We start from the raw sequence: 24435 nt of genomic DNA, 5'->3' as shown, positions 1-24435 counted from the left end.
GCGCTTTTCATGCTTAACGACTGAATGAGATCTCGCTAACAGGTTGAAGCAAAAAACGATTCGAAAAGGAAAAAAGCCGCACCAAATCCCTCGATTTTTTCAATATCTATTATGCTCAATAAGAGAATCTGTACACGGTTTAGTCACAATAAACCCGTATCAACAGGGATCTTATTGTACGCATGGTAGGTATCGACCTGCTTACGATGTGCTTTTGAGTAGGAAGGGAGTGGGACATGTTTTTTAAGAAAAATACATCAGCACAAAAGAAAGCCGAGGCCGCTGAAGTATCTCGTTCGAGAATGATCACCAGTAGCCAAATCAGTGAAGCAAACTTGGCAGATTTCAAATTGGCTGGTGGCACCGCCTTAGTGATTGCTTTCATTTCTCCCCATTGTGATTTTGCGTCAGTGAACAGCAAATTAAAGCAAGCTATGCCTTTTGCTGAGCATATCATCGGCATCATGACTGCTGGTGAATTGGGCGGCGGAACTAAGCTCTATCACGATACCCCAGATCGATGGGACGGAATTATTGTGCACGGCTTTGCTAAATCTCTCCTTCCTCAAATGTCAGTGCATGCCATTCGGATGTACAACGATGATGCGCGCCAAGGTGCTAACATCTACACGCAATCAGAAAATCGAATTCAAAAAATCGCGAACGATATTAGCCAGATTCGTGTGCCATTTTCGGTCGATAGCCACGATACGATTGCCTTTACCTATTTTGATGGTTTAACCGGTAGTGAAGACTTCTTTACTCAAGCTCTCTATCGTACCCGCAAATTCCCTTGTTATTTCATCGGTGGTAGTGCGGGTGGTAAGTTGGATTTTAAAGCGGCACAAATCGCATTAGATGGACAAGTGCAAGCCAATCGAGCCATTATCTGTTTTAGTAAAATCGCCCCTGGATTTCGCTATGGGATCTTCAAAAGTCATAACTTTGAAAACACCAACCGTGGTTTCGATGTGGTCGATTTTGACCCCTTCACCCGCACTTTGAATACCGTGTTGGATGACAGCATGAATTTGATGACTCCAGTGGATTGGTTATCAAGACACTATAAATGTCGTCCAGAACAAGTGGGTGAGCAACTCAACAAACACTCTTTTGGTATCTCGATTAATAATGAGTTGTTTATTCGCTCTGTCGCCGCGATTAACCCCAACGGCAGCATCAGCTTTTTTGGTGACTTTGCCTTTGGCGAGCGGTTGTACTTAGTCAAAGCGCGTGATTTTGCGCAAGCAACAAGCAACGACTACAAACGCTTTATGGATGGTAAATCCTCCAAACCGGTCGCGATGATTGCCAACGACTGTATTTTACGTCGCCTCAATAACGCAGATAGTTTAAGTAAAGTCGACACATTCAGGGGTGTCTGCTTGTCGGGGTTCTCAACCTTTGGTGAGTTTCTAGGTTTGCACCAAAACCAAACCGTTACGTCTATTGCTTTCTTTAAAGTGGCGGCTACCGATTCATTTCGTGATGAGTACGCAGATAACTTCCCATTTTATCTGGCCTCGTTTGCACGTTACTACTTACACTCAAGCTTGGTGAGTACTAAGAAGATCAACACATTACAAGCGAACGTAATTCAGCATATGAGTCAAATCCACCCGATGTTGCAACAAGCGACGCAACAGTTGGAAGGCAGTGCTTCTCAAGCATCAAGTGCCGCAGAGCAACAACGTAGCCTTGGCGGTCAGTTTGAGGCCTTTATGACGCAGATAGCTCAACAGCAATCGCAGCGTCAGCGTTTGATGCAAGGAATGGATAAGCTTAAAGACAGTGCCGACCGAATTGTGAATATCATTCAATCGATTAGCGGAATTGCAGAGCAAACTAACTTGCTGGCACTGAACGCAGCGATTGAAGCTGCCCGAGCTGGGGAAGCTGGGCGAGGGTTCGCTGTGGTAGCGGATGAAGTTCGTGCGTTATCAAAGCGTACTCAAACCAGCGTGCAAGAAACAGGAGCAACCATCGAAGAGGTGACCGAATCGATTGGTGAGATTGCCAAAGGTATCGATAGCATTAATACGGTGCTAAGCAAGATTGAATCGGATTCTGAGAAGTTCAGTTCAGAGCTTTCGGTCCTATCGCAAAATTCAGAGCAAGCTGCTCAGATGGCAGAGGATGATATTCACCGTGCCCATGAAACTCATGAGCGCATCAATATCATCGAAGAAGAGACTAAGCTGATCGATAAATTATCGAGCATTGCCAATAGTCATAACGGGTAATCTTTAAAAGATAATAACGATACGCCCTGGAAGTCTATTTGTGATTAATTTGTTAATAAGTTATTCAAATAATTAACAACATTAAAACCAAAAAATCGGTAGACACCATGGCGAAATTTGAATCAAAGCAAACTTATTTATCCAGAAATGGGCTTAAATACTGATACGTTTTTCAATACTAGAGTGACTGAACATGATAGTGAAAAAAGTATCCGAAGATTTAAGAAGCCATGAAGTACGTGAGTTGTGGCTTGAGTATTGGCAGCATTACAGCAAAAAACACGACGAATATTGCTCTGAAGCTCATTGTTTGAACCACTCTTCAGATGGCGTATTGGTGACCTGTAATTGTGGTGAACAGCAAGGCAAAGTCTTTGTTATTCCGCTGTGCGAAGTACATTGCAAAAACCTGCAAGGGCAGTTGGAAATTGGGGATCAAACAGAAGTGATCCCCAGTAACTTAACTTTGTAGGATAAGTGGTTTGGGACCGGAGCTTATTATCGTCTTCTTTGGTATATACGCTCTGGTCTGCCGACACGGCCATGTTGAATTTGTGCTTCTAAAAATCCGCTGGTGACACAATATTCCAAGTAACGGCGTGCTGTTGTTTTACTAATACCAATCGCCTTTCCTAAAGATTCTGCCGTATAAGCTTGATCGTTTTCCATATAGATTTCTTTAAGCTTATCGAGCGTCAGCTCATCAATGCCTTTAGGTAAAGCTTCGATATGTTGAGTTTTAGCTTGGAAGTTAAATAGTTCGTCCACATGGCGCTGGTTAACGTTATCACTGGCACGAAGTGAGCCAATATAGCGTAAGTAGCGTTCTAATGAATCTTGCATCCGATCGTAAGCGATAGGTTTAAGCAAGTAATCAAATACACCACATCTTACCGCCTCGCGTACGGTTTCCATGTCTGAAGCGGCAGTAATAAAGACCACATCAGGCGCGTGAGTTTGGGTCGCTAGTTCTTTTAAGATCTCAATACCTTTACCGTCAGGCAAAAAGTTATCTAGAAGAATCAATTGAGGTTTGAGTATTCTGATCATATTGCGCGCTTCGGAGACGGTTTTAGCCACTCCTACTGGGCGGAATCGAGACAGACGCTGCAAGTAAAAACTGTGTACTTCAGCGATGCTTGATTCGTCTTCAACAATCAGTACATCAATGGGTTCCATCATGTTCAGCTCTTATTGGGTATAAAAATTGAAAAAATCGTTCCTTGTGGCTCTGCTTCATCCACCAAAATCGTCCCTTCTGCTTGCGTGACGTATTGGTGTACTAAGTAGAGACCGATTCCATGGCCTGGCTGATTTTTGCTCGTTACCCCTTTAACAAACAGGGTGTCCGATATTTCGTGTGGTATGCCAGTGCCATTGTCGGCTACTTCCATGACCAACTCTTCGCCGGAATAGGTAAGTAGTAAAGATACTTTCTTATTGCTTTGCGGATTCTTTAGGGTTGCCTCAAAGGCATTATCAAGCAAGTTACCTAAAATAGCCGCTAATTCATCTGGAGTAATACTGACCGGATCTTGTTCTAAATGACAAATAGGGTCGAATTCCAGTGTTAAACCTAATTCTTTCGCTCGGGTGTATTTGCCCAATAATAACCCCGCAATCACCTTAGAGCGGAACGTTTGCGAAATAAAATCGACTAACTGTTGTTGCTGCGCTGTCTCTTTGCGGATGGTGTTAATCGCTTCTTCATAAGCGCCAATTTGCACTAAACCGCCAATCACAGAGAGTCGGTTGGCAAACTCATGACTCATCACCCGCAAGTTTTCGTTATGTTGACGAATTTGCGAGATCTGCGAAGTCAGTGTGTTGTAGTCGTTACGGCGTCTAAAGCTCACGACCCAGCCAATGTGTTCGTCACCGTCTTGAATATTGACGCGGTTAGCAACCAGCGTTTCACCGTTACACGTAATCAACTCATCACGCATCACATCCGGAACACTCGGGTTAAAATCGCCAAAGGCATTAGCACCTAAAAAGAAGGAAGAAGGTGTTACATACTCTTGGATCATTCGTCCAATCAAATATTCAGGCTTATGCGGTATTCCTAACGTATCTAACGCTTTAGCGTTGACCGATAGAATATCGCCTTTGCGCCCAACAGCAATGGTGCCTTCGTACACACTTTGCAATATTGAGTGCTGCAAATGCAAGTTCATTGCAATTTCTTCTGGTTCCATATCAAACATTTGCTGCTTAATATGGCGGGTAAATAGCCATGCGCCTAACGCAGAAAAAATCAGTAATACAATGAGGGCAAAGATAACCGGGTAGGAGTAAAACAGTAGCCAATAACTCACACTATCGAGTAAATATCCCACTGACACTACGCCAATAATTTTACCATCTTGCGATTTAATACCGGCTTTGCCACGGATGGAAATGCCTAAACTGCCTTTATTGACCGTGGCATAACTGGTGCCATATTTCAGTGCCTTAATGTTATCGCCACCGACCATGGGTTTACCAATCTTGTCACTTTCAGGGTGGGCTAAGCGAATGCCTTTTTCATCACCAACAACAATAAAGTCAGCATCGGTAATGCGCTGCAGCCGTTCAATGTAGTGTTGAATGTCAGCAACGTCATCGTGTTCCATTAAAGCAACGAAGTTCGGATCACCGGCTATTTCTTTCGCCTGAATCATCGCTTTGCTGGTGACTTGGTGTTCCAAACTACTGCTTAACGACTGATGGAAAAAGCCAGCCACGAGAAATAGCTGTAGCACGACCACTACAAGCAACAGTAGAAAGACCCTTTTTTGGAACGAAAGATTACAGCAGATATATTTATGCAATAAAAGCGAAAGTTTGTGTGCCATAGCGAGAGTATACGTTTGTCACAAAATAGAAAAATTGATTGGGGTCTAAAACCCCAATCAAATTTATAAAATGCTCAAAAAAGAGTGATTATCCAAGCACATACTTGATCATCACGCCAGCAGCAACCGCAGAACCGATTACCCCTGCAACGTTAGGACCCATCGCATGCATCAGTAGGAAGTTTTGGTTATTGGCTTCCAAACCGATTTTGTTGGATACGCGAGCCGCCATCGGAACTGCAGATACCCCAGCAGAGCCAATGAGTGGGTTGATTGGATCTTTGGAGAAGCGGTTAAGCAATTTCGCCATCAGCACACCGGCAGCTGTACCCACACAGAATGCCAAAATACCCAAGCAAAGAATGCCGATAGTTTGTGGCTGCAGGAACTTATCCGCCATCAGTTTTGAACCAACAGAGAGACCTAGGAAAATGGTCACGATGTTGATCAACGCATTTTGTGCCGTATCAGATAGACGCTCTACCACACCACATTCACGCATCAAGTTACCAAAACAGAACATACCCAGTAGCGGTGTCGCAGAAGGGAGTAGCATGGCAATCAAAACTAACAGCAGCAGTGGGAAACAGATTTTTTCTAGCTTATGCACTTGGCGAAGCTGACTCATCTGAATCTTACGTTCTGCATCGGTAGTCAAAGCGCGCATGATAGGTGGCTGAATCATAGGCACCAACGCCATATACGAGTATGCAGCTACCGCAATAGCACCTAATAGTTCTGGTGCCAGCAAGCTGGATACGTAAATAGCGGTTGGGCCGTCAGCGCCACCGATAATACCGATAGCAGCTGCTTGTGAAACGCTAAAGTCCATGATGCCTAAAGAGCTTAAGCCCAGAGCGCCAAGAATGGTGGTGAAGATACCAAACTGAGCCGCTGCACCTAACAGCAAGGTTTTAGGGTTGGCCAATAGTGGACCAAAGTCGGTCATGGCACCCACACCCATAAAGATCACCAGTGGCGCAACACCTGAAGCAATCGCGATGCTGTAGAACTGATACAACATCCCGTCGCTGTAAGCGTATTGTTCCGCCAATAGGTGCAATGTGGCCATTTGGGTAGGCGTTGCACTGTGCACTGCTTCTTTAATCGCTGCTGCGCCGCTGGCTGCGCCCATATTAAGAACATGAGCAAACGCTGCCATGACATCCGGTTTGGCTGCATAAATGGCATTTTCAATCGCTGACATGGCCAGACCCGCGTCTGGCAAGTTAGATAAAATGCCGCCGAAACCAATTGGAACCAAAAGGAGTGGTTCGAATTGTTTAACAATCGCCAAATAGAGCAAAACCAGCCCGATGACGATCATCACGGCTTGTCCCCACTGTAAGTGGAAAAAGCCAAAGTCATTCACCATTGCGATGATGTTATCCATGATGGTTACACCTCACTCGATTATGCCAATACCAATAGGGCATCACCTACTTGAACGGCATCACCTTCACTCACATCAATACTGCTTACGACACCCGCATGAGGGGCACGAATTTCAGTTTCCATTTTCATTGCTTCAAGAGTGAGCAATACATCGCCTTCTTGTACTTGTTCGCCTGCTTTCGCGTTAATTTTCCAGATGTTACCTGCTAGAGGTGCATTCATGGTTTCGCCTGCAGCGGCAGCGACTGGTGCAGGTGCAGCAACGGGAGCGGCAACGGGTGCTGCTGATACTTGGCTAATGTCACCGCCGTCAGTCACTTTCACTACATAGCTTTGGTTGTTGACAGTGATGGTGTAGATACCAGCATCGGCTTTCTTAGTTGAATTTGCAGCGGCCACTTTTTTCTCTTCCTTACTTGGAGCTTGAGGTACAGGTTCAAATGCATCAGGGTTATTACGGTTAGCTAGGAACTTCCAAGCTACTTGGTCAAATAGGGCAACCATCAATACGTCATCAATGGTGTTATCACTTAAAGTGATGCCTTTTTCTTTGGCTTGTTGCACTACACTCTGTTGTAGTTCAACCATTTCAGGTGCCAATTTATCGGCTGGGCGGCAAGTAATCGCTTCGGCGCCAGCCAGCACACGTTGTTGTAGCTCAGTGTTGACTGGAGCAGGAGTGCGGCCATATTCGCCTTTTAAGATACCGGCCGTTTCTTTGGTGATGCTCTTGTAGCGTTCACCCATCAATACGTTGATAACCGATTGAGTACCGACGATTTGCGATGTTGGCGTAACCAGAGGAATAAAACCAAGGTCTTCACGAACGCGTGGGATCTCTTCCAATACTTGGTCAAGTTTGTCTAACGCATTTTGCTGTTTGAGTTGGCTTTCCATGTTAGTCAACATGCCGCCAGGCACTTGAGCAATCAGAATGCGTGAGTCAGAGCCTTTCATCATGCCTTCAAACGCATGGTATTTTTTACGAACTTCACGGAAGTAAGCCGCGATTTTCTCTAGTTTGTGTAGGTCAAGACCGGTGTCGTAACCCGTGTTTTGCAAAGTGGCAACGAGAGATTCAGTGGCAGGATGACCGTAAGTACCGCTCATGCTTGAAATCGCGGTATCAACACGGTCTACACCCGCTTCAATCGCTTTAAGCAGGGTCATATCGGCCATGCCTGTGGTGGAGTGACAGTGCAGATGCAGTTCAACGTCGACTTGTTTTTTCAATGTTTGAACCAGCTCGGCAGCTTGGTAAGGCGTTAAAATACCTGACATGTCTTTAATGGCAATCGAATCAACACCTTCTTCAGCCAATTGCTGCGCCACATCAACCCAAGTTTGTAGGTTGTGCGCTGGGCTGGTGGTGTAACTGAGAGTGCCTTGCGCATGTGCGCCCTGTTTTTTCACGGCACGAATCGCTTGTTGCATGTTGCGCGGGTCGTTCATCGCATCAAAAACACGGAACACATCCATGCCATTTTTCACTGCACGTTCAACAAACGCGTCAACCACGTCGTCGGCATAGTGGCGGTAACCCAATAGGTTTTGACCACGTAGCAACATTTGCAGCGGAGTTTTTGGCATGGCTTTTTTCAGAGTGCGTAGACGATCCCATGGGTCTTCACCTAAGAAACGAATGCAACTATCAAATGTTGCGCCGCCCCAACACTCAAGTGACCAGTAACCGATGTCATCAAGTTGTGCAGCAATAGGCAACATGTCGTCTAAACGTAGACGAGTGGCAAAAAGAGATTGGTGGGCGTCACGAAGGACGACGTCGGTAATGCCAACGCGTTTAGTAGCCTGAGTCATCTCGAAGTTCTCCTTTATTATGATTATGAGTTTTGCTGTTGTTGGGCTCTATGGTGATGAACTGCAGCAGTTAAAACGGCGATTAATTGGTCATCTTGTGCAGGTTTTGGAGCAACAACAGGTTTGGATTTAGCCTTAGTTTTTGGTGCGGCTGGTGGAGGCGCAAAGCGAGTAATGCATTTGGACATTGCCGACGTTACGTAGACCAAAAAGATAAGGAAGATAAAGACAAATCCCATACCCAAAGTGAGTAGGTTAATGCCCTCCATAAAGAGCGATGTTTCTTGCATAGCTACATTTCCAAAGAGAAGAAAAGGCGCGCAAAGCGCGCCAGTGGAGCAAGGGGTGATTTACATCATCATGCCAAATACCACGCTCGCGATAACGAGGACGATACCGCCACCTAAACGAGAGGAGATTTGAGCGTAAGAAAGAAGACTCATGCGGTTAGCCGCAGCAAGTACTTCCAAGTCACCGGAACCACCACGGTTAGCCATACATAGGCCCGCAGTAATTGAGGATTCGATTGGGTAGAAGCCCATCGCCCAACCACCGAGTGCAGCACCGAAGATAGCGCCGAACACGATAAGAGCAGCGATGATAACGTTCATGAAAGAGATAGCGTCGATAACTTCACCTAGGTCTGTGTAAGCGATACCAACACCAACCATCAACACCCAAAGAAGATGTTTAGAGAAGAAAGAAGAGAGACGTTTTGCGCCTTCTTTAATTTCATCAGAGCAAAGACCAAGACCATTCACAATAGCAACGATGATAACCATGTAAGCAAAAGTATGGATTTTAATATCACCAAAGCCAGGCAAAATATTAGTAGATAATGATGCAGAGAATGTATAAATACATGTTGCTAACATTAGACCAATTGCTATTTCGCGAGGAGTGATTTTAATTTCTTTATCGTTGTTTGAACTGTCAAAGCTAGATTTACGTAATAATTCACCATTACCAGTTAGTGATGGGTGTTTATTACCAATGCTGTTCAGTACTGCTGCTGCAACAATCGCAACGATGTTGGCAATAGTAAGGATCGCAATCGCAACAGAGTAATATTCTTCTTTCGAACCACCTGTTACCGCAGCGTAGATTTCTGATAGAGGAATCGCACCAGCACCGTTACCGCCGCCCATGATTGGTAGTACGTACATCATCATGATACGAGCAGGGCTGATACCGAAAATTAAACCACCGATCAGACCAAAGATTGCAGCGCCAGCAACGGCTGCAAGGATAGTTGGGATGTAACCAGCTAGAGAACGAATCAACAGTTTACGTTCAACAGCTAGGATAGAACCGGTGATCAAAACGGCAATGAAAAGGTTTAGGAAACCGGTCTTTTTCATCACATCACTAACAGTGGTGATTTCACTTTGGTGTAGCCAGCCCATTTGCACGAACCAAGCTGCAACCAAGAATATCATTACAGGAGCACCACCGATATATTTGTTAAATATTGGTAAACGTTTACCAATTTCACCAAATATAGCGCCAACAACGAACATAAAACCAAAACCACCAACAATATTCTTTGGAAGGGTGTTAGTAAAATGTGCAATTGCTATAATGGCTGCGAGAACAGCAAATAAAGGCAGTGGAACGCCAAATACTTTGCTATCCATTAAGGTAGAACTTAATGACGAATGTTGCTTCGCATTAATTTGTAGGGTTTTTTCGTTCATTTTATTATCCAGCAGGTTAATAACACTTTATTCAATTTATGGGATTACTTCTCTAATATTTGTGAAAACTGTCATTGAATAAAGTGGCGTTTAAAATCTCAATGATTTTTATGGTTTTTAATTTTGGATGTGTTATTTTTCAATAACTTATAAATAAAAAACATAAAATTCATAAAGTACTTTTATTCTGAAAAATAAAGTGATTGCGCTCGATATTTTATAGACTAAAGCGCGTAATACTGCTGCCGTAAAGAGATAGGTGAGGCACGTGATGTTGGAGAGTTACACTTTTTCCCGGATTTCTACTAAGCAGAGCAATCGGATGCTGGCTATAAGACAGTTTTTGTCTCTACATGAGTTAGGGATCGATGAAGATGTGGAACACTTCGTCGTGGCTTACCAAGAGGACAGGGAAATTATTGCCTGTGGTGGTTTGGCAGGGAATGTTTTAAAGTCGATTGCGATATCGCCAGACTTACAAGGCACCGGATTTGCGCTTAAGTTGATGTCAGAACTGACCAGTTTTGCTTATGAACTTGGCCGTTTTAATCTGTTTCTGTTTACTAAGCCTGCCAATATCGTGATGTTTCGGCAGTGTGGTTTCCACTTGGTTGAAAAGGTGGAACCGAATGTAGCGCTGCTGGAAAACAGCCCGAACCGTTTAAAAACTTACTGTCAGGAGTTGTCTGCAAAGCGTAAGCCGGGCAGCAAAATCGGTGGCATCGTGATGAACGCGAACCCGTTCACGCTAGGTCATCAATATCTGATAGAGAAAGCATGTCTGCAGTGCGATTGGGTACATCTGTTTGCCGTCAAAGAAGAGGGAAATGAATTCTCCTTTGCCGACAGGCTCGCCATGATCCGTGCTGGAACCGAGCATCTAAAAAATCTGACCATTCACACCGGATCCGATTACATTATTTCTCGGGTGACATTCCCAACGTACTTCATCAAAGATCAGCAAGTGATCAACTATGCGCACACCGCGTTGGATCTAAAAATTTTCCGCAATGCTATTGCCCCAGCGCTGGGGATCACCCACCGTTTCGTGGGTAGTGAACCTTTGTGTCCTGTGACTCGACATTACAACCAAGCAATGCGTCAGTGGTTAGAAAAAGATCTCGAAGACGAGTGTGGACCTGCGATTGAAGTCGTCGAAATTGAACGGTGTTTAGAAGGAGCAGAGCCTATCTCTGCGTCAAGAGTGCGTGACCTACTGCGAAAAGAGGACATTCCATCTGTCCGTAGTTTAGTGCCACAAACGACGTATTCGTATCTCAGTCAGCACTACATTGCCCCGGCACAGTTAGCCAATTCCGTGGCTGCTGTGTAATGCGTGCTGATTGCTTTTTTACAAACTATTCATCAAGGTCGAACCCATGAAAATTTCTCACCCCGCTTTCGCGGGTACACTGGAATCCAGTGATCTTCAGGTCCGTATCGAACCGAATGTGAGTGGCGGTATTGAACTGTCTCTGGACAGTACCGTTGAACAACAGTTTGGTAAGGCGATTCGAAATGTGGTTTTGGAAACACTTTCAAATATGAAAGTCGCTGACGCAAAAATCATTATCGAAGACAAGGGTGCGCTTGACTGTGTGATTAAAGCACGCGTCCAAGCTGCTGTATTACGTGCTTGTGGTGAGCAAGAGATCGATTGGAGCCAGTTGTCATGATTAAACTTCGTCGCAGTATGCTGTTTGTACCTGGCGCCAACGCAGCCATGCTAAGTAACACCTTCATCTACAAGCCAGACTCAATCATGTTCGACTTGGAAGACTCTGTTGCCCTTCGTGAAAAAGACACTGCTCGTATGTTGGTGTTCCATGCGTTGCAACACCCAATGTACCAAGAGATTGAAACTGTTGTTCGTGTTAACCCTCTCGAATCTGAATTCGGTCTAAAAGACTTGAATGCCGTGGTTCGTGGTGGTGCTGATTGTGTACGTCTGCCAAAAACAGACAGTGCGAACGACATCATCGAAATGGAAAAAGCGATTGAACAAATTGAAAAAAGCTGTGGTCGTCAAGTAGGTAGCACCAAACTATTGGCTGCGATTGAAAGCGCGAAAGGCATCAACAACTGCGTTGAGATTGCCCACAGTTCAAAACGTTTAATCGGTATCGCTTTAGGCGCGGAGGACTACGTGCGCGACCTTCGAACTCAACGCTCGCCTGAAGGCATTGAGTTACTGTTTGCTCGTTGCTCGATTCTCCAAGCCGCTCGTTCTGCCGGTATCATGGCATTTGATACGGTTTACTCTGATGCTAACAACGAAGAAGGCTTCCTAAAAGAAGCTGAACTTATCAAGCAGTTGGGCTTTGATGGTAAATCATTGATTAACCCTCGTCAGATCGATCTATTGCATAACGTGTTTGCTCCAACGCAAAAAGAAGTGGATTACGCTAACGCTGTGATTGAAGCCGCTGAAGAAGCTGCAGCAAATGGCCTTGGTGTTGTGTCACTGAACGGCAAAATGGTCGACAGCCCAATTATTGAACGCGCACGCTGGACACTTCAACGTGCTGAATCTGGTATCAAACAGTAAAGGTAGTGTCATGAGTGTTAGTACTTTAAATAATCCCCTCACTGCTGAAGAGATGGAACGTTATTCTTTAACTCCTTACACTGAAGCACTGAAATTGACTCCACATTTGGCGAATGAGTCAGATAAAAAAAGCCGCAAAATTAAAGCTTCACTTGCTGAAGCAATTCAAGAGCTTGGCTTGAAAGATGGCATGACCATCTCTTTCCACCACGCTTTCCGTGGCGGCGACAAAACCATCAACATGGTGATGGATGTGATTGCTGAGCTAGGCATTAAAAACCTAACTTTGGCTTCTAGTTCATTAACTTCTGTTCACGCACCACTGGTTAAACACATCAAAAATGGTGTGGTTTCTAAAATCTATACCTCTGGTATTCGTGGTGAATTGGCCGATGAAATCTCTCGTGGTTTGCTGCAAGAACCTGTGCACATTCACTCACACGGTGGCCGTGTTCACCTTATTCAAACTGGAGAAATTCACATTGATATGGCCTTTATCGGCGTACCTTGTTGTGATGAGTTTGGTAACGCAAACGGCTTTAAAGGCAAATCAATTTGTGGTTCTCTAGGCTATGCCAAAGTGGACTCAGAATACGCAGATAAAGTGGTGATGCTAACGGAATCTTTGGTTGGCTACCCAGCTTACCCAGCATCCATTCACCAAGATAACGTGGACGCAGTTGTTCAAGTTGAAGAAGTGGGCGACCCAAGCAAAATTGGTGGTGATGCAACTCGTATGACCAAAAACCCTCGTGAACTATTGATTGCGAAATACTGTGCAGACGTTATCGAAAACTCTGGTTACTTCTACAACGGTTTCTCAATGCAAACTGGTTCAGGCGGTGCATCACTAGCAGTTACTCGTTTCCTAAAAGACAAAATGATCCGTAAAGATATCCGCGCTTCATTTGCTTTAGGTGGCATTACTGCAACTATGGTTGATCTGCATGAAGAAGGCTTGATCGACTACTTGATGGACGTGCAATGTTTTGACTCAGTGGCGGCAGAATCTCTTTCTCGCAACCCTCATCACATTGAAATCTCAGCTAACGAATACGCTAACCCATCATCAAAAGGTGCGGTTGTGGATCGTCTTGACGTGGTTATCTTGAGTGCTCTAGAAATCGATACTCAATTTAACGTCAACGTTATTACGGGTTCTGACGGCGTGATCCGCGGCGCATCAGGCGGCCACAGTGATACAGCTGCTGCAGCTAACCTAGCTATTATCGTTGCTCCACTGGTTCGTGGTCGTATCCCAACAGTCGTTGAGAAAGTAACTAACGTGGTGACTCCTGGTTCAACTATCGATGTATTGGTAACTGACCAGGGTATCGCGGTTAACCCAAATCGCCCAGATGTGAAAGAACGTTTGGTTGCAGCTGGCCTACCTGTATTTGAAGTGGCTGAGCTACAAAAACGTGCTGAACTTCTTACCGGCAAACCTGAACCACTGCAGTTTGAAGACCGCACCGTTGGTTTTATTCACTACCGCGATGGTTCTATCATTGATGTGATTAAACAGGTAAAAGCATAATGACCTTTTCAACCGATTCTGAGGTGAGCTTAAACGAACTGCTTGACCGCAAAGAAACTCGGGTGAAACAACAACAAGAGTGGCTTAAACGCCACTCTCTTCCCATTGTTTCATTCACCGTTAACATGCCTGGTCCAGTTAAGATGAATGCCTCTAGCCGTATAGTAATGAAAGCCGGTCTGGCCGCGATTCGTGCGCTATGTGCGAAACAAGGTTGGGAAATTGTCGGCAGTCAGAAGATTGCTGAAAATACCGGTCCTGAAGCGATCATTTCTATCAACGCTCCATCGGCTTCTTTGCTGAAAAAAGCGATGATGGAGATCGAAAACCATCATCAGTTAGGCCGTTTGATGGATTTGGATGTGATTGATGTACGTGGAAAAATTGTTTCTCGTGATGGAGTAAATCAGCCGCGTCGCCGCTGTTTACTGTGTGATGAAGAGGCGAAAGTGTGCGCACGTTCACGTCGTCATGATTTAAAAGAGCTTTTGGCAAAAATCGAGGAAATGACCCATGAGTATGAATGCTACGCTTGAGTTATTAATCGACTTTTCTCAAGAGGTTGCTGTGGCTGCTCCGTCTCCTAGTCAACGTGCATTCAGCCTACCTAAGTTGGTCGCTCATTTGGCCTACCACGCCATGATGCTGGAAGTGCACCTCACACCAAAACCGGGTTTAGTGGATACGGCTAATAACGGTTCTCACGACGACATGACGCTCGATACGTTTATCGCGAGTGCAGATGCGATTGTGCCTTATCTTGAACGCTTCGTAGCGGCGGGCAGTCATCATTCGCGTCATCCCGTCACCAAACTATTGCATGTTTTACGTCCTATCGGTGTAGAAGCTGAGCGAGCAATGCTGCGTGCAACCCATGGGGTGAATACCCATAAAGGGATGATTTTTAACTTAGGTTTGATCTGTGGTGCGGTGGGTTGGCTTAAAGGTAAGCAACTTAAAGTCGATGCACTGCATATTAAGGAAGTGATTCGTCAAGCGTGTGAGTTTTTGGTGTTTGATGAGCTGAAAGGCAAAGCCAAACAAGAGCCGAAAACCGCAGGGGAACGAATGTTCCAACAATACGGCTTAACCGGTGCTCGCGGTGAAGCGGCTTCAGGTCTTGGCACCATCATGAAACATGCTCTGCCTGCTTACCAAATGTGTTTGCGTAATGGCGTTTCAACCGAACAAGCCATGTGGCATACCTTATTGGTGTTAATGGCCAACAACGATGACAGCAACTTGGTTTCTCGTGGTGGTATTGAAGGATTGCGCTTGGTGCAAAATCATGCGGCTCATCTACTTAACTTAGGTGGTTATCAATATTCCGAAATAGAGAATGAGTTAATCGCATTCGATAAGATGTTGATAGAAAAACATTTGAGTCCAGGTGGTAGCGCTGATCTGCTGGCCGCAACTTGGTTGATACACGAGTTGGTTGCACTGTTTGATAACGAATAGAAGAGCGCTTTCTGTAAGAAATGCGCTCTTTTTTGCACATGACCGACCGTGTTGGGCGATGCCGCTGTGTGCCCAACCTCGGTTTTTCTGATTGTTTAAAGCAATGGATTACACTAAATCAATCGATTGTTTTAGTGTTGCTGGTTGACGCTCAATCAACACTCTGCCTTCTTTAACCGACCAAAGTACTTCTGCTTGGTCACGAATCACTTCGACATCATCTGCACCATCAAGAATAATGAAACTCGCTGGTTTTCCGACTTCAATGCCATAGTTGTCTGTAATGTGCAGCACTTTCGCACCATTGTCGGTGATGAAATCCAAGCCGTGGGAGAAATCATCAAAGCCCATCATATGGCAAGCATGCAGGGCAAAATCAAGCTCGCGCAATAACTTACCATTACCTAGGCTGTACCAAGGATCTTGAATCGAATCTTGAGCTAAAGCAACTGTCATCCCTGCGTTAGTGAGCTCTTTAATACGCGTGATCCCGCGCCGTTTCGGCAAATTATCAAAGCGCCCTTGCAAATGAATATTGGAGGTCGGGCACGAGACAAAGTTAATGTTCGACATTTTTAACAGACGAAACAGCTTAGAACAGTAGGCGTTATTGTAAGAGTGCATCGCGGTGGTGTGGCTGGCGGTCACTTTGTCACCCATCCCAGCTTCGAGGGCGGCAGTGGCCAGTACCTCTAAAAAGCGCGACGCTTCATCATCAATTTCGTCACAATGGACATCCACTAATTTGTCGTGCTGTTTGGCAAACTCCATCACCCAACGCATCGATTCCACCCCATATTCTCGGGTGAATTCAAAGTGAGGAATGCCACCTATCACATCGGCTCCAAGTTCCACCGCCTGTTCCATCAAGCCTTTGCCATTAGGGTAGGAGAGAATGCCCTCTTGAGGAAAGGCGACAATTTGCAAATCGATGAAAGGGGCGAGTTCAGCTTTAAGAGCCACAATCGCTTTGAGGGCGGTGAGCTCTGGGTCGGTCACATCCACATGGGTACGGACAAATTGCACCCCGTTTTCAGCCAGTAACCGAGTGGTTTTACGTACACGAGTTTGGACGTCTTGCTCGGTCAGCATGGGTTTGCGCTCTGCCCAGCAGGCAATGCCTTCAAACAGGGTGCCGCTTTTATTCCAGCGTGGTTCACCTACCGTCATCACTGCATCGAGGTGGATGTGTGGCTCGACAAAAGGCGCACAAAGTAGGTGACCTTGGGCATTAATATCGGCGGCAGTGGTAACCACTCCTTGAGTTTGCTCTTCAATTGCCAAGAAGCGTCCGTTCTCGCAAGTGAGGGTGTAAAGCTGTGTTTGCTGGCGCAAGCGCGCGTTGATGATTTTCATCCCTGCCTCATCTCTGTGCTTAAAAAGTCATACAGTTCAGTGTGTAACCTTATGCAGAGAGATGCAATAGCCAACCAATAATGATTAAGCCGAGTTTAGCGCTTCCTTAGTCTAGCTGCGCCAAGGTGAGCATAATCAGCAGCTGTTCGACTTGTTGCTCTACGCTGGTTGATGGGAGTAACTCAATCCACAAACACCACGCTTTTTTCTCTGAGACAAAAGGTTTGCAACACCAAAATCGCTCTGGGTTTGCATGGTATTGGCGCAGTACGCTTTGTAGCCATAACTCATCGTATATCAGTGGGTTGAGCTCTAAAGTTACCCCCGATTGACCTTGGCGTACTTGCCGTTGTAAACGGGCATCGTGACTTAAAGGCAATAGGGTGCCAGAAGTGTGTTGGCTGGCGATGAGCCACTGGGTTAATCGCTGCTTAATCATATTGGCTTAAATCGTAGACGGTGGTATCGGGATCTTTTTTCAACTCATCACGCAGGGCAGGTCCCCACCAGATCACGAGCTGAGTCGGTGAGGACATCTCTCTCGCACAATGGTTATCTAAGCATTTAGGCACCTTGGTGCTGGTGGTCGCACAACCACTGATGAGCACGATGGTGAGCGCGAGCAAAACTTGGCGAAATAACATCATGACAGCTCCTTAGTGGCTAACGGCATTGTCGAGCAACGAGGTACGAATCGGTTTGTTGGTTTCCGGTTTGATGACCGCCAACATCACTTCCGCTGACTCTCCCGGTCCCATTAGGGTACTAGGACGAACCGCCACCGCCAGCGTATCACGATGGGTACAAGTGGCTTCATCAAAACGGATCGAATGGTCGGTTTGGTTGGTCACTGTGCCAACTAATAAGGCAAACTTCTCGCCGGTGTACCACTCGCGGTTTTTACGATTAAAGGTGACCCCTTCCGTGCGTTGGCAATAGTGTTCAAGGGTATAAGGAATCTCTTTTTCAGCGGTAAAGCCATCAGGCAGAAACAGGTTGTTGAGCTGAGTGAGCGCCTTAGACACCAAAGTCCGTGTGATGCCCAAACGTGCTGCGCGGTCTTTGTCTAACGCTTGTTGCACATTGTCATTGTCCTTTTCAGGGATGAACTGATGTGGATTGAGTTCATTACCCACCAAGCGCGGCGTGATAATAAAAAGACGTTCACGTTTGGATTGGTCATTATTTTGGTAGCTAAACAGTTTGCCCACTCCAGGAATATCGCCCAGTAAAGGGACTTTGCTCTCTTGCTGCGCATTTTTTTCCACTTTAAAACCACCTACCACCAGAGAGCGCTGCGTCTGCATAATTGCTTGGGTGCTGATGGTGCCGCGGTTTACGGTAGGCGTGGTGCTGCTATCGTTGTATTCGATACGCCCATCTTCAATATCTAGCGAAAGCTGAATGAGTGGCGCAGTGGCCGACTCGATCATGCGTGGAATAACTTGCAAGCTCGTTCCAGCGGTAACCGGTGATACGTTGGCTACGCGTTCACCAATGGAACTGATGTACGCCGTGTCATTAAAGTCGATCACCGCCGGTTGGTTCTCAATGGTCAATATGGACGGGTTGGCGATAAGCGATGCTTCACCTTGATTTTCTAGCGCGCGAATATTGGCAAAAAAGTGACCAAAATCTTGAATCATCACGGTCGCTGCGGTGCCGGTAGAAAGAAACGGTGTCACACCCGCTGGGTTGATCTGCGCTTCGGTACTGCCTGCGCCGACTTGCCAGTTAATCCCCAACTGATCGAGTTTATTTTTGTCGATATCGAGGATCACTGCATCAATTTCAATCACGTTACGCGGGCGATCCAGCTTATTGATCAGATCCTGATACATCTGGCGTTTATCAATATCGTCACGAATCAAGACTGCGTTGTTGCGCGTATCAGCGCTGATCTTCGAGCCAGCGCTGCTCTTATTATTCATCTGGGCATCGAGTTGGTTTTGGCTCAAACCATTACTGAGCATTTTGCTCTGAATGCGCTGCTCAGCTAGGGTTTGTAAATTGCCTAACGCTTGTAAACTGCTGTCTAGCGTCATGCCGTTGGTGTTCATGGCCATTGGCGTATTTTTGCGACCTTCCAGCAAGTCGCGCAGCATACTGGCAATGCCCGGAATTTGGATGTTCTTATCGCGAAACTTGATGTCGCGATCGCCCACGAGTGCGTATTTGAGCGGGAAGACCATCACTTCCATTTTGTCTTCTTTACTCTTCTTCTTTTTGCTGAATTTCTGAATCAGTTCCACGTAGCGGGTCGGGCCGGAGACCATCACAATCCCTTCATCGGGTAACTCTCCCCACCCGAAACGTTTGTCGAGCAAACCCACTTGGGTAAGAGCGTTTTTCAGATCAGATATCGCATCTTGAGAGACTTCTATGGTAGTCGAGGTTTGATCATCCAATGGGCTGATGTACAAGGTTCCGTTATAGACGAACCATAAAAACTGGTGTTCCAGAGCAAGACGATTGAGGTAATCCGTGGCTGAAGCCGCTCGCAATTTGCCATTGACCACACCGCGTACTTTGCCCAGATTCAGCTTCACGCCGAATGTTTTGGCAAATTCGTTTAAAGCGTCAATCAAGGGTGTTTTTTGGGCATCGAATGCGTATGCGGTGCTTTGCCATTTTTCAGGTACGGCGCCATGCACAGCGGTGCTGGTTAACATGACTAGCAGAGTCAGTACCAAAGGTAACCAATGAATCGTCTTTTTCATAATGTGCTCATACTGGATTACAGAAAAATCGTTTAATGACTGGCTGGGTTAAAACGGTCGTAATTGCTGTGACAAACTTAACGGCACAAACGGCATCTGAGTGGCGCGCTGTTTAGGCGCAGGAGCCAAACTAGGAAACTGCGTTTTTAAACAGGCTTGCCAGCAGGAAATTTGATTGGCGAGTTGTTCAATACGAGTGATGAGCGGCTTAGCACTCAGAGCCGTTTTATCGACGGCAACAAAATCCACTAAATGGTAATGACCTTGGCAGTCAAGGCTTGGCAGCGCTGAAAAACGCTCACTGCCCATGCCTGTCAACATTACCAACACCCCAGGATGAGGGCACTGAGTCAGCGTGAGCGGAAATGGGGTACGAATGGTCACCCCTCTTTCCATTCGACTTAACTCCAGTGGGCGCAGATCCACTTCGATAGCGATACTTGGCGTGCCCTCGCTTAGCCAATGCTCTAAAGTGTCTGAGAGCTCAGTGACCGACAGCATCATTAGCGTATTTCGTTGATGATGGCTTTCGCCAAGTTGTGTTTCACTTGCAGCTCTTGGTTGACTGCCCAACTTGCGGTGGCGTTTTGGCGCATAGCTGAGTTAAACGCATAGATATCATCTAATGATGCGTTGTCTAAGTTGGTTACCAATTTGTCCATGTTGTTTTGGGTACGCTCAAATTGCGTATCCAAGCGATGGCGTACAGATTCAACGGATGGCATAGATCTCTCCTTGATAAAACAGTGTAGGTGTCGCGTGCAAAACAGGTGGTTGCAGCCGGGTTTAACTCGATACAAAGCTTGGGTGGAATGTGAGCTAAATTAGTTCCCAAGTGGTGATTGCGGTTAACCAAGCTGCTGTGCAGCGGCAGGGCATAGCCTGCCGCATGCACGAACGCGGCTAGTGAGTAACAGGCGCTGAGAACCACGGCGTGACAAATGGACGCACTTGTTTTACTTGCTCGATAAAGCCAATCAGAGAATCGTTAAAGTGCTGTTGATCGGTTTTGTCGATCGGCAAAATATGACAAAGACAAAGTTGCTGCTGTTCATCAATTGCGAGCCAGCACCCTTGCATCGCGCTGATTTCAAAGTTCAGGAGCAGAATTTTACGCATGACTTCAGCGCTGAGATCGCGTGGTAATGTCATGATCACACAGTGGAAAATGATGTTGTCGCTAAAGTCAGGCACTTCAACTACGGCATTTTGCTGGGAAAGATGATCGTAAATAGCGCAGACGCCATTCCGCAAAGTCAGTTGCGTATTCATGGTATGAGCAAAATTACGCAGATATTGATCAGTTTTAGTTTGTGTGGGGGTCATGTCCATGGCCTCGTCATTAGTGAATTAAAAAGGTAAACAAGTGTTCGGCTGTTAAGTGGCGCGGCAACGCATTTCAGTTCCTTAGGGTGGCCCGCGGCTGAGCAGAGAGGTGAAAATGCAAAGTAGATTATTTACTCTAATTCGAGGCTGTGCTTGGAGAAGGGAAGATCGGGAAATTTGAAATGAACAAGGAAGAGGTTTATCGAACGGTATACCGTGATTAGGCGGTGCAGAAGGAGGTGTGATAATGATGGACCAGCGAGATTGCATGGCATCAAAGGTGTCATCACGCCTGAATCGAATCGGTTTAAAGCTCATGAAGTCTGGCATTAGGCTGAAGGCTCCAAGTAACTTTTTAGGGTTTGGCGTGCGCGAGACAAGCGTGAACGAATAGTGCCAATCGGAATGCCGATGTAGTCTGCAGTGTCTTGGTAACTTAGGTCTTCATCGACGATCAGTTTTAGGATTGATTGAGTTTCATCAGGTAGGTGCTCAATCGCTTCCATGGTTCGGCTCAGCAGCCTTTCATGCTCTACCAGCATTGCCGGGTTTTCATCGATGTCACCTTGTAATTCTTGGCTCATCGCTTCGGTCATTTCATCGACTAAAACCGTTTGCCCATAGTACTGTTTAAAATAATTACGAGTTAAGTTGACTGCGATACCAAATAGCCAGGTTTCTGGTTTTGATGCGCCACTGAATTTGTCTTTGCAGCGCATTGCTTCTAAGTAGGTCAGTTGCAAAATTTCTTCAGCATCTTCCGCATGCCATACCTTTTTTTGAATAAAACGACGTAAGCGTTCGTTTTGACTTTTGTATAATTCTTCTATGTTTATTACTGGCGTGGTGAATTCATTAAAAGAGATCGAATTATTCATTTTTATACCTATTAATTTATTAACATGACTAGGGAATCTAGCAATGCTTAATAAGTAAAAGAATTCGATACTTTGTTCCAAGATGGTGTAAATAAATGTAATTATTCTTCTAATAATATTAGTCGGTCGGTTTAAAATAAAATTAATGTTTATATTCAGTAATTTAAAATAAAAGTGTGGGTATTTTTCATTAAGAAATTGCTTGGTTTTAATTTGGATTATTTTTATGTAAGGATATTCCTACATATATAAATCCTATTTTTTAGTATTTGCTTAAATATCTTTGATGGAGTTTTTGCTCTAAAAATATCGCGATTTATGGAACCGAGATCAAGTTTTTTATTTTAATGTTTTATCTGGTTGTCATACTCTTAATTAAGACTCTATGTCTGATATTTGGCTATAAACTTCGGAAACGTTTTCCTTATCAAATTTATGTAATACTTGATATATCTTTGCAACATATCGTAAGGTTTCGCGAGGAATATAACTGCCAATATCATTTTTATATAATGTTCGTGCTAGCCAAACAAAGCGAATCACGGGAATGTTTTTTTGTTTTGCTTGCTCTATCAAATCTAATGCGTCTTCATCTTCTCCTTTGGTCATAATTAAAGGCAAAGGGGTGCGTTCAGATTGGTAAAATAATGCCACTGCAAAGTGAGTGGGGTTAACCACGAGCATATCGGCTTCGTCTAGCACCGGTTTCGTTTTACGCGGTTTGGGCTCTTCGTTCGCAAGACGCCTTGCTTCTGAGCGGCGATGGCTCTTGGTGTGTGGGTCGCCTTCTGAGTTTTTAAATTCGTTTTTGATATCGTCTTTGCTCATGCGTAACCCTTTGAGATAAAAATACTTCTGCATACCAAAGTCGACGGAAGCAAGCACCAATAACACCAACAGGCAACTGCGAGCAATATGGCTAAATAGGTTCGCGATGGTTAGCCAACTTTCAGTCAGCGAAAGGTAGGGCAGTTTTATCAGAGTGGGTAGCGCTTGATAGAGCAACCAATAGATCAGCAAGCCCAGAATGATGGCTTTAAGCAAGCTATTGAACAGCTCAAACCATTTCTTGCCAGAAAACATATTCTTAAGTTGTGAGGCTGGATTGAGTTTATTGAAGTCGACTTTTAACGCTTCAGGTGCAAAGAGAAAACCAAACTGTAGCCAAGCTCCCGCTAAACGCATGACAACGGCAACGCCCAACACCAATCCCATCATTGCGATGGCGATACTAAAACAATCGACAATAACCGCATTGAGCGCGTAACCAAAAGGCTGATTGAACAGTGATAGCGGTGAGCGCACTAACACCTCTAACTGCTTCATACCATCCTCTAACATAGCAAGAATGATTTCGATGAGCGCGGCAACGATCAGCAGTTTCGGCACATCCTGGCTCTGCCCAACCTGGCCCTTTTTACGCGAATCACGAATTTTCTTGGGGGTGGGCTTTTCGGTTTTTTCACTCATAGAATCTCTCGTTTTTTCTTGATATAGAACGGCTAGTTCGAGGTCGGCTATTTAGGCACTCGTAGCAGTAACGACAGGCTATGCGATAGGCTTGGCCAATCGAGGTTACGCTGGCTAATAAAATCAAATAGATTAGGCATGTAGAAGATCACAAACAGCAATCCCACCAAACATTTGATCGGCATAGAGAGGATAAACACCTGCAGTTGCGGGCTGTAAAGACTCAAGATGGCCATGCCAAATTCAATAAACAGCAAAAGCCCAACCAATGGTGCGGCATAGAGCACCAGATCGGAAAAAGCGTTAGCGAGCAATTCCAAATAGACGGAGAAACCGTCGGCAGCGGGCAGCGGGCTCCATTGGGTTGGTGGCCACAAAAGATAGCTATCCCAGATTACTTGCATCAGGCCAAGAAAAGACCCAGAGGTAATCATCATCACCATGAGCGATTGTTTGAATAGAAATCCAAGTGGCGTGAAATCGACCCCAAGGCTTGGGTTGAGCTGTCCACCCATTAAGGCGCCGCGTTGGTTATCAAAGAGCGCCCCCACGGATTCGAACAGCCAAAATGGAATCGAGAGCAGAGTGCCAAGCAGTAGCCCTAAGCAGCCCTCTTTGAAATAGAGACCAAACCAGGTTATCCAAGCATGATCGTTAGGAAGTGCGGCATGTATGCCCGGTGCCACCATCAGAGACAGCACCACTACCACGCAGTAGCGCAGCACGCCTTTTAATTCATGAAACGAGAACAGCGGAATGAAAATCAAACAAGGTAACAGGCGCGCCATAGCTAAGGTCATGGCAAGTATCCAATCACTCAGTTGCGGGATCATTGTAAATACCATGACTAATGACCTACAAACGCCATGGCTTGAAACACTGCCCCAGCAAAAGACAAAATCTCCACGCCAATCCAGCGTCCGGTTAATGCCAAGGTAACGGCGACGCACACCAGCTTGATCGCAAAGGGTAAAGTTTGGTCTTGTACCTGAAAAAGAGCTTGAATCAAAGAGGTGAGCACCCCGACCAACAGTGCGACCAATAGTGGTGGGGCGGAAATCATTACCACGAGCGTCATGCCTTGTTTAAACAGAGTAAGAGTATCCATAAACGTGCCTTTGGGTTACGCCATCGTCGATTGATTCAGGT

At 45.5% G+C, this 24435-nt stretch carries 25 protein-coding genes; 8 read left to right on the top strand and 17 right to left on the bottom strand.

Features of this window, described 5'->3' with window-relative positions; all coding sequences use genetic code 11:
• Window positions 1-236 precede the first annotated feature (236 nt).
• On the top strand, window positions 237-2243 hold the full coding sequence (locus OCV11_RS13265; RefSeq protein ID WP_315972735.1) for a methyl-accepting chemotaxis protein: 2007 nt from the start codon (window positions 237-239) through the stop codon (window positions 2241-2243).
• 193 nt (window positions 2244-2436) lie between these two features.
• The gene (locus tag OCV11_RS13260; RefSeq protein ID WP_261893402.1) at window positions 2437-2715 is read left to right on the top strand and encodes a hypothetical protein; all 279 of its coding nucleotides are present in this window, start codon (window positions 2437-2439) and stop codon (window positions 2713-2715) included.
• A 26-nt stretch (window positions 2716-2741) separates the two neighbouring features.
• Here OCV11_RS13260 and OCV11_RS13255 read toward each other — a convergent pair whose 3' ends face one another.
• The 6 genes from OCV11_RS13255 to citS form a co-directional block, all read right to left on the bottom strand.
• Entirely contained in the window at window positions 2742-3425 is a 684-nt protein-coding gene (locus tag OCV11_RS13255) for a response regulator (protein WP_261893400.1), read from the bottom strand.
• Window positions 3426-3427: 2 nt separating this feature from the next.
• Window positions 3428-5080: an ATP-binding protein gene (locus OCV11_RS13250; RefSeq protein ID WP_261893398.1), complete on the bottom strand. Its 1653-nt coding sequence runs from the start codon at window positions 5078-5080 to the stop codon at window positions 3428-3430.
• Window positions 5081-5168: 88 nt separating this feature from the next.
• Entirely contained in the window at window positions 5169-6455 is a 1287-nt protein-coding gene (locus tag OCV11_RS13245) for a sodium ion-translocating decarboxylase subunit beta (RefSeq protein WP_373332829.1), read from the bottom strand.
• A 38-nt stretch (window positions 6456-6493) separates the two neighbouring features.
• Complete coding sequence (gene oadA, locus OCV11_RS13240; protein ID WP_261893395.1) at window positions 6494-8293, bottom strand: sodium-extruding oxaloacetate decarboxylase subunit alpha; 1800 nt, start codon at window positions 8291-8293, stop codon at window positions 6494-6496.
• 23 nt (window positions 8294-8316) lie between these two features.
• Window positions 8317-8583 (bottom strand): OadG family protein, encoded by a 267-nt coding sequence (locus OCV11_RS13235; protein ID WP_373332792.1) that lies wholly within the window; start codon window positions 8581-8583, stop codon window positions 8317-8319.
• A 60-nt stretch (window positions 8584-8643) separates the two neighbouring features.
• Entirely contained in the window at window positions 8644-9990 is a 1347-nt protein-coding gene (citS, locus tag OCV11_RS13230; RefSeq protein WP_261893393.1) for a citrate/sodium symporter CitS, read from the bottom strand.
• A gap of 271 nt (window positions 9991-10261) precedes the next feature.
• Between citS and citC the strand changes: the two genes are divergently transcribed.
• The 6 genes from citC to citG are packed head-to-tail and all read left to right on the top strand — an operon-like array spanning window position 10262 to window position 15536.
• A complete protein-coding gene (gene citC / locus OCV11_RS13225; RefSeq protein ID WP_261896302.1) occupies window positions 10262-11323 on the top strand; it encodes a [citrate (pro-3S)-lyase] ligase in 1062 nt (353 codons plus the stop codon).
• Between the two features lie 46 nt (window positions 11324-11369).
• Complete coding sequence (citD, locus tag OCV11_RS13220) at window positions 11370-11666, top strand: citrate lyase acyl carrier protein (protein WP_261893391.1); 297 nt, start codon at window positions 11370-11372, stop codon at window positions 11664-11666.
• A complete protein-coding gene (citE, locus tag OCV11_RS13215) occupies window positions 11663-12538 on the top strand; it encodes a citrate (pro-3S)-lyase subunit beta (RefSeq protein ID WP_261893389.1) in 876 nt (291 codons plus the stop codon). The genes citD and citE overlap by 4 nt, the downstream gene beginning before the upstream one ends.
• A gap of 10 nt (window positions 12539-12548) precedes the next feature.
• On the top strand, window positions 12549-14075 hold the full coding sequence (citF, locus tag OCV11_RS13210; protein WP_261893387.1) for a citrate lyase subunit alpha: 1527 nt from the start codon (window positions 12549-12551) through the stop codon (window positions 14073-14075).
• A complete protein-coding gene (gene citX, locus OCV11_RS13205; protein WP_261893385.1) occupies window positions 14075-14611 on the top strand; it encodes a citrate lyase holo-[acyl-carrier protein] synthase in 537 nt (178 codons plus the stop codon). Before citF ends, citX begins: the two co-directional genes overlap by 1 nt.
• A complete protein-coding gene (gene citG, locus OCV11_RS13200) occupies window positions 14589-15536 on the top strand; it encodes a triphosphoribosyl-dephospho-CoA synthase CitG (protein WP_261893383.1) in 948 nt (315 codons plus the stop codon). The genes citX and citG overlap by 23 nt, the downstream gene beginning before the upstream one ends.
• 108 nt (window positions 15537-15644) lie before the next feature.
• Here the strand turns inward: citG and codA are convergent, their stop codons facing one another.
• The 11 genes from codA to sctS all read right to left on the bottom strand — a co-directional run bounded on the left by codA (window position 15645) and on the right by sctS (window position 24394).
• The gene (codA, locus tag OCV11_RS13195) at window positions 15645-16892 is read right to left on the bottom strand and encodes a cytosine deaminase (protein ID WP_261893381.1); all 1248 of its coding nucleotides are present in this window, start codon (window positions 16890-16892) and stop codon (window positions 15645-15647) included.
• Window positions 16893-16998: 106 nt separating this feature from the next.
• Entirely contained in the window at window positions 16999-17331 is a 333-nt protein-coding gene (locus OCV11_RS13190; protein ID WP_261893379.1) for a hypothetical protein, read from the bottom strand.
• On the bottom strand, window positions 17324-17539 hold the full coding sequence (locus OCV11_RS13185; RefSeq protein WP_261893377.1) for a hypothetical protein: 216 nt from the start codon (window positions 17537-17539) through the stop codon (window positions 17324-17326). Before OCV11_RS13185 ends, OCV11_RS13190 begins: the two co-directional genes overlap by 8 nt.
• 9 nt (window positions 17540-17548) lie before the next feature.
• On the bottom strand, window positions 17549-19612 hold the full coding sequence (gene sctC / locus OCV11_RS13180) for a type III secretion system outer membrane ring subunit SctC (protein WP_261893376.1): 2064 nt from the start codon (window positions 19610-19612) through the stop codon (window positions 17549-17551).
• A 48-nt stretch (window positions 19613-19660) separates the two neighbouring features.
• Window positions 19661-20116 carry a hypothetical protein gene (locus OCV11_RS13175; RefSeq protein WP_261893374.1) on the bottom strand — a complete coding sequence of 152 codons (456 nt, stop codon included), beginning with the start codon at window positions 20114-20116 and terminating at the stop codon, window positions 19661-19663.
• The gene (locus OCV11_RS13170) at window positions 20116-20337 is read right to left on the bottom strand and encodes a type III secretion protein HrpF (protein WP_261893372.1); all 222 of its coding nucleotides are present in this window, start codon (window positions 20335-20337) and stop codon (window positions 20116-20118) included. Before OCV11_RS13170 ends, OCV11_RS13175 begins: the two co-directional genes overlap by 1 nt.
• A gap of 178 nt (window positions 20338-20515) precedes the next feature.
• The gene (locus OCV11_RS13165) at window positions 20516-20938 is read right to left on the bottom strand and encodes a type III secretion system chaperone (RefSeq protein WP_261893370.1); all 423 of its coding nucleotides are present in this window, start codon (window positions 20936-20938) and stop codon (window positions 20516-20518) included.
• 329 nt (window positions 20939-21267) lie between these two features.
• Window positions 21268-21816 (bottom strand): RNA polymerase sigma factor, encoded by a 549-nt coding sequence (locus OCV11_RS13160; protein ID WP_261893368.1) that lies wholly within the window; start codon window positions 21814-21816, stop codon window positions 21268-21270.
• A gap of 375 nt (window positions 21817-22191) precedes the next feature.
• The gene (gene sctU / locus OCV11_RS13155; protein WP_261893366.1) at window positions 22192-23286 is read right to left on the bottom strand and encodes a type III secretion system export apparatus subunit SctU; all 1095 of its coding nucleotides are present in this window, start codon (window positions 23284-23286) and stop codon (window positions 22192-22194) included.
• Between the two features lie 47 nt (window positions 23287-23333).
• The gene (sctT, locus tag OCV11_RS13150; protein WP_261893364.1) at window positions 23334-24119 is read right to left on the bottom strand and encodes a type III secretion system export apparatus subunit SctT; all 786 of its coding nucleotides are present in this window, start codon (window positions 24117-24119) and stop codon (window positions 23334-23336) included.
• A gap of 14 nt (window positions 24120-24133) precedes the next feature.
• Window positions 24134-24394, bottom strand: a complete 261-nt coding sequence (gene sctS / locus OCV11_RS13145; RefSeq protein ID WP_261893362.1) for a type III secretion system export apparatus subunit SctS — start codon at window positions 24392-24394, stop codon at window positions 24134-24136.
• Window positions 24395-24435: the final 41 nt, after the last annotated feature.

The organism is Vibrio porteresiae DSM 19223 (assembly GCF_024347055.1).
Taxonomy (GTDB): Bacteria; Pseudomonadota; Gammaproteobacteria; order Enterobacterales; family Vibrionaceae; genus Vibrio; species Vibrio porteresiae.
The sequence above is the reverse complement of the archived record's forward strand: the minus strand, read 5'-3'. Positions and strand labels throughout refer to the sequence as shown.

Bases quoted from the DNA above. Each gene is read 5' to 3' on its own strand.
- OCV11_RS13265 (WP_315972735.1), top strand. From the start codon at position 237: ATGTTTTTTAAGAAAAATACATCAGCACAAAAGAAAGCCGAGGCCGCT.
- OCV11_RS13260 (WP_261893402.1), top strand. From the start codon at position 2,437: ATGATAGTGAAAAAAGTATCCGAAGATTTAAGAAGCCATGAAGTACGT.
- OCV11_RS13255 (WP_261893400.1), bottom strand. From the start codon at position 3,425: ATGATGGAACCCATTGATGTACTGATTGTTGAAGACGAATCAAGCATC.
- OCV11_RS13250 (WP_261893398.1), bottom strand. From the start codon at position 5,080: ATGGCACACAAACTTTCGCTTTTATTGCATAAATATATCTGCTGTAAT.
- OCV11_RS13245 (WP_373332829.1), bottom strand. From the start codon at position 6,455: ATGGTGAATGACTTTGGCTTTTTCCACTTACAGTGGGGACAAGCCGTG.
- oadA (WP_261893395.1), bottom strand. From the start codon at position 8,293: ATGACTCAGGCTACTAAACGCGTTGGCATTACCGACGTCGTCCTTCGT.
- OCV11_RS13235 (WP_373332792.1), bottom strand. From the start codon at position 8,583: ATGCAAGAAACATCGCTCTTTATGGAGGGCATTAACCTACTCACTTTG.
- citS (WP_261893393.1), bottom strand. From the start codon at position 9,990: ATGAACGAAAAAACCCTACAAATTAATGCGAAGCAACATTCGTCATTA.
- citC (WP_261896302.1), top strand. From the start codon at position 10,262: ATGTTGGAGAGTTACACTTTTTCCCGGATTTCTACTAAGCAGAGCAAT.
- citD (WP_261893391.1), top strand. From the start codon at position 11,370: ATGAAAATTTCTCACCCCGCTTTCGCGGGTACACTGGAATCCAGTGAT.
- citE (WP_261893389.1), top strand. From the start codon at position 11,663: ATGATTAAACTTCGTCGCAGTATGCTGTTTGTACCTGGCGCCAACGCA.
- citF (WP_261893387.1), top strand. From the start codon at position 12,549: ATGAGTGTTAGTACTTTAAATAATCCCCTCACTGCTGAAGAGATGGAA.
- citX (WP_261893385.1), top strand. From the start codon at position 14,075: ATGACCTTTTCAACCGATTCTGAGGTGAGCTTAAACGAACTGCTTGAC.
- citG (WP_261893383.1), top strand. From the start codon at position 14,589: ATGAGTATGAATGCTACGCTTGAGTTATTAATCGACTTTTCTCAAGAG.
- codA (WP_261893381.1), bottom strand. From the start codon at position 16,892: ATGAAAATCATCAACGCGCGCTTGCGCCAGCAAACACAGCTTTACACC.
- OCV11_RS13190 (WP_261893379.1), bottom strand. From the start codon at position 17,331: ATGATTAAGCAGCGATTAACCCAGTGGCTCATCGCCAGCCAACACACT.
- OCV11_RS13185 (WP_261893377.1), bottom strand. From the start codon at position 17,539: ATGATGTTATTTCGCCAAGTTTTGCTCGCGCTCACCATCGTGCTCATC.
- sctC (WP_261893376.1), bottom strand. From the start codon at position 19,612: ATGAAAAAGACGATTCATTGGTTACCTTTGGTACTGACTCTGCTAGTC.
- OCV11_RS13175 (WP_261893374.1), bottom strand. From the start codon at position 20,116: ATGATGCTGTCGGTCACTGAGCTCTCAGACACTTTAGAGCATTGGCTA.
- OCV11_RS13170 (WP_261893372.1), bottom strand. From the start codon at position 20,337: ATGCCATCCGTTGAATCTGTACGCCATCGCTTGGATACGCAATTTGAG.
- OCV11_RS13165 (WP_261893370.1), bottom strand. From the start codon at position 20,938: ATGACCCCCACACAAACTAAAACTGATCAATATCTGCGTAATTTTGCT.
- OCV11_RS13160 (WP_261893368.1), bottom strand. From the start codon at position 21,816: ATGAATAATTCGATCTCTTTTAATGAATTCACCACGCCAGTAATAAAC.
- sctU (WP_261893366.1), bottom strand. From the start codon at position 23,286: ATGAGTGAAAAAACCGAAAAGCCCACCCCCAAGAAAATTCGTGATTCG.
- sctT (WP_261893364.1), bottom strand. From the start codon at position 24,119: ATGATCCCGCAACTGAGTGATTGGATACTTGCCATGACCTTAGCTATG.
- sctS (WP_261893362.1), bottom strand. From the start codon at position 24,394: ATGGATACTCTTACTCTGTTTAAACAAGGCATGACGCTCGTGGTAATG.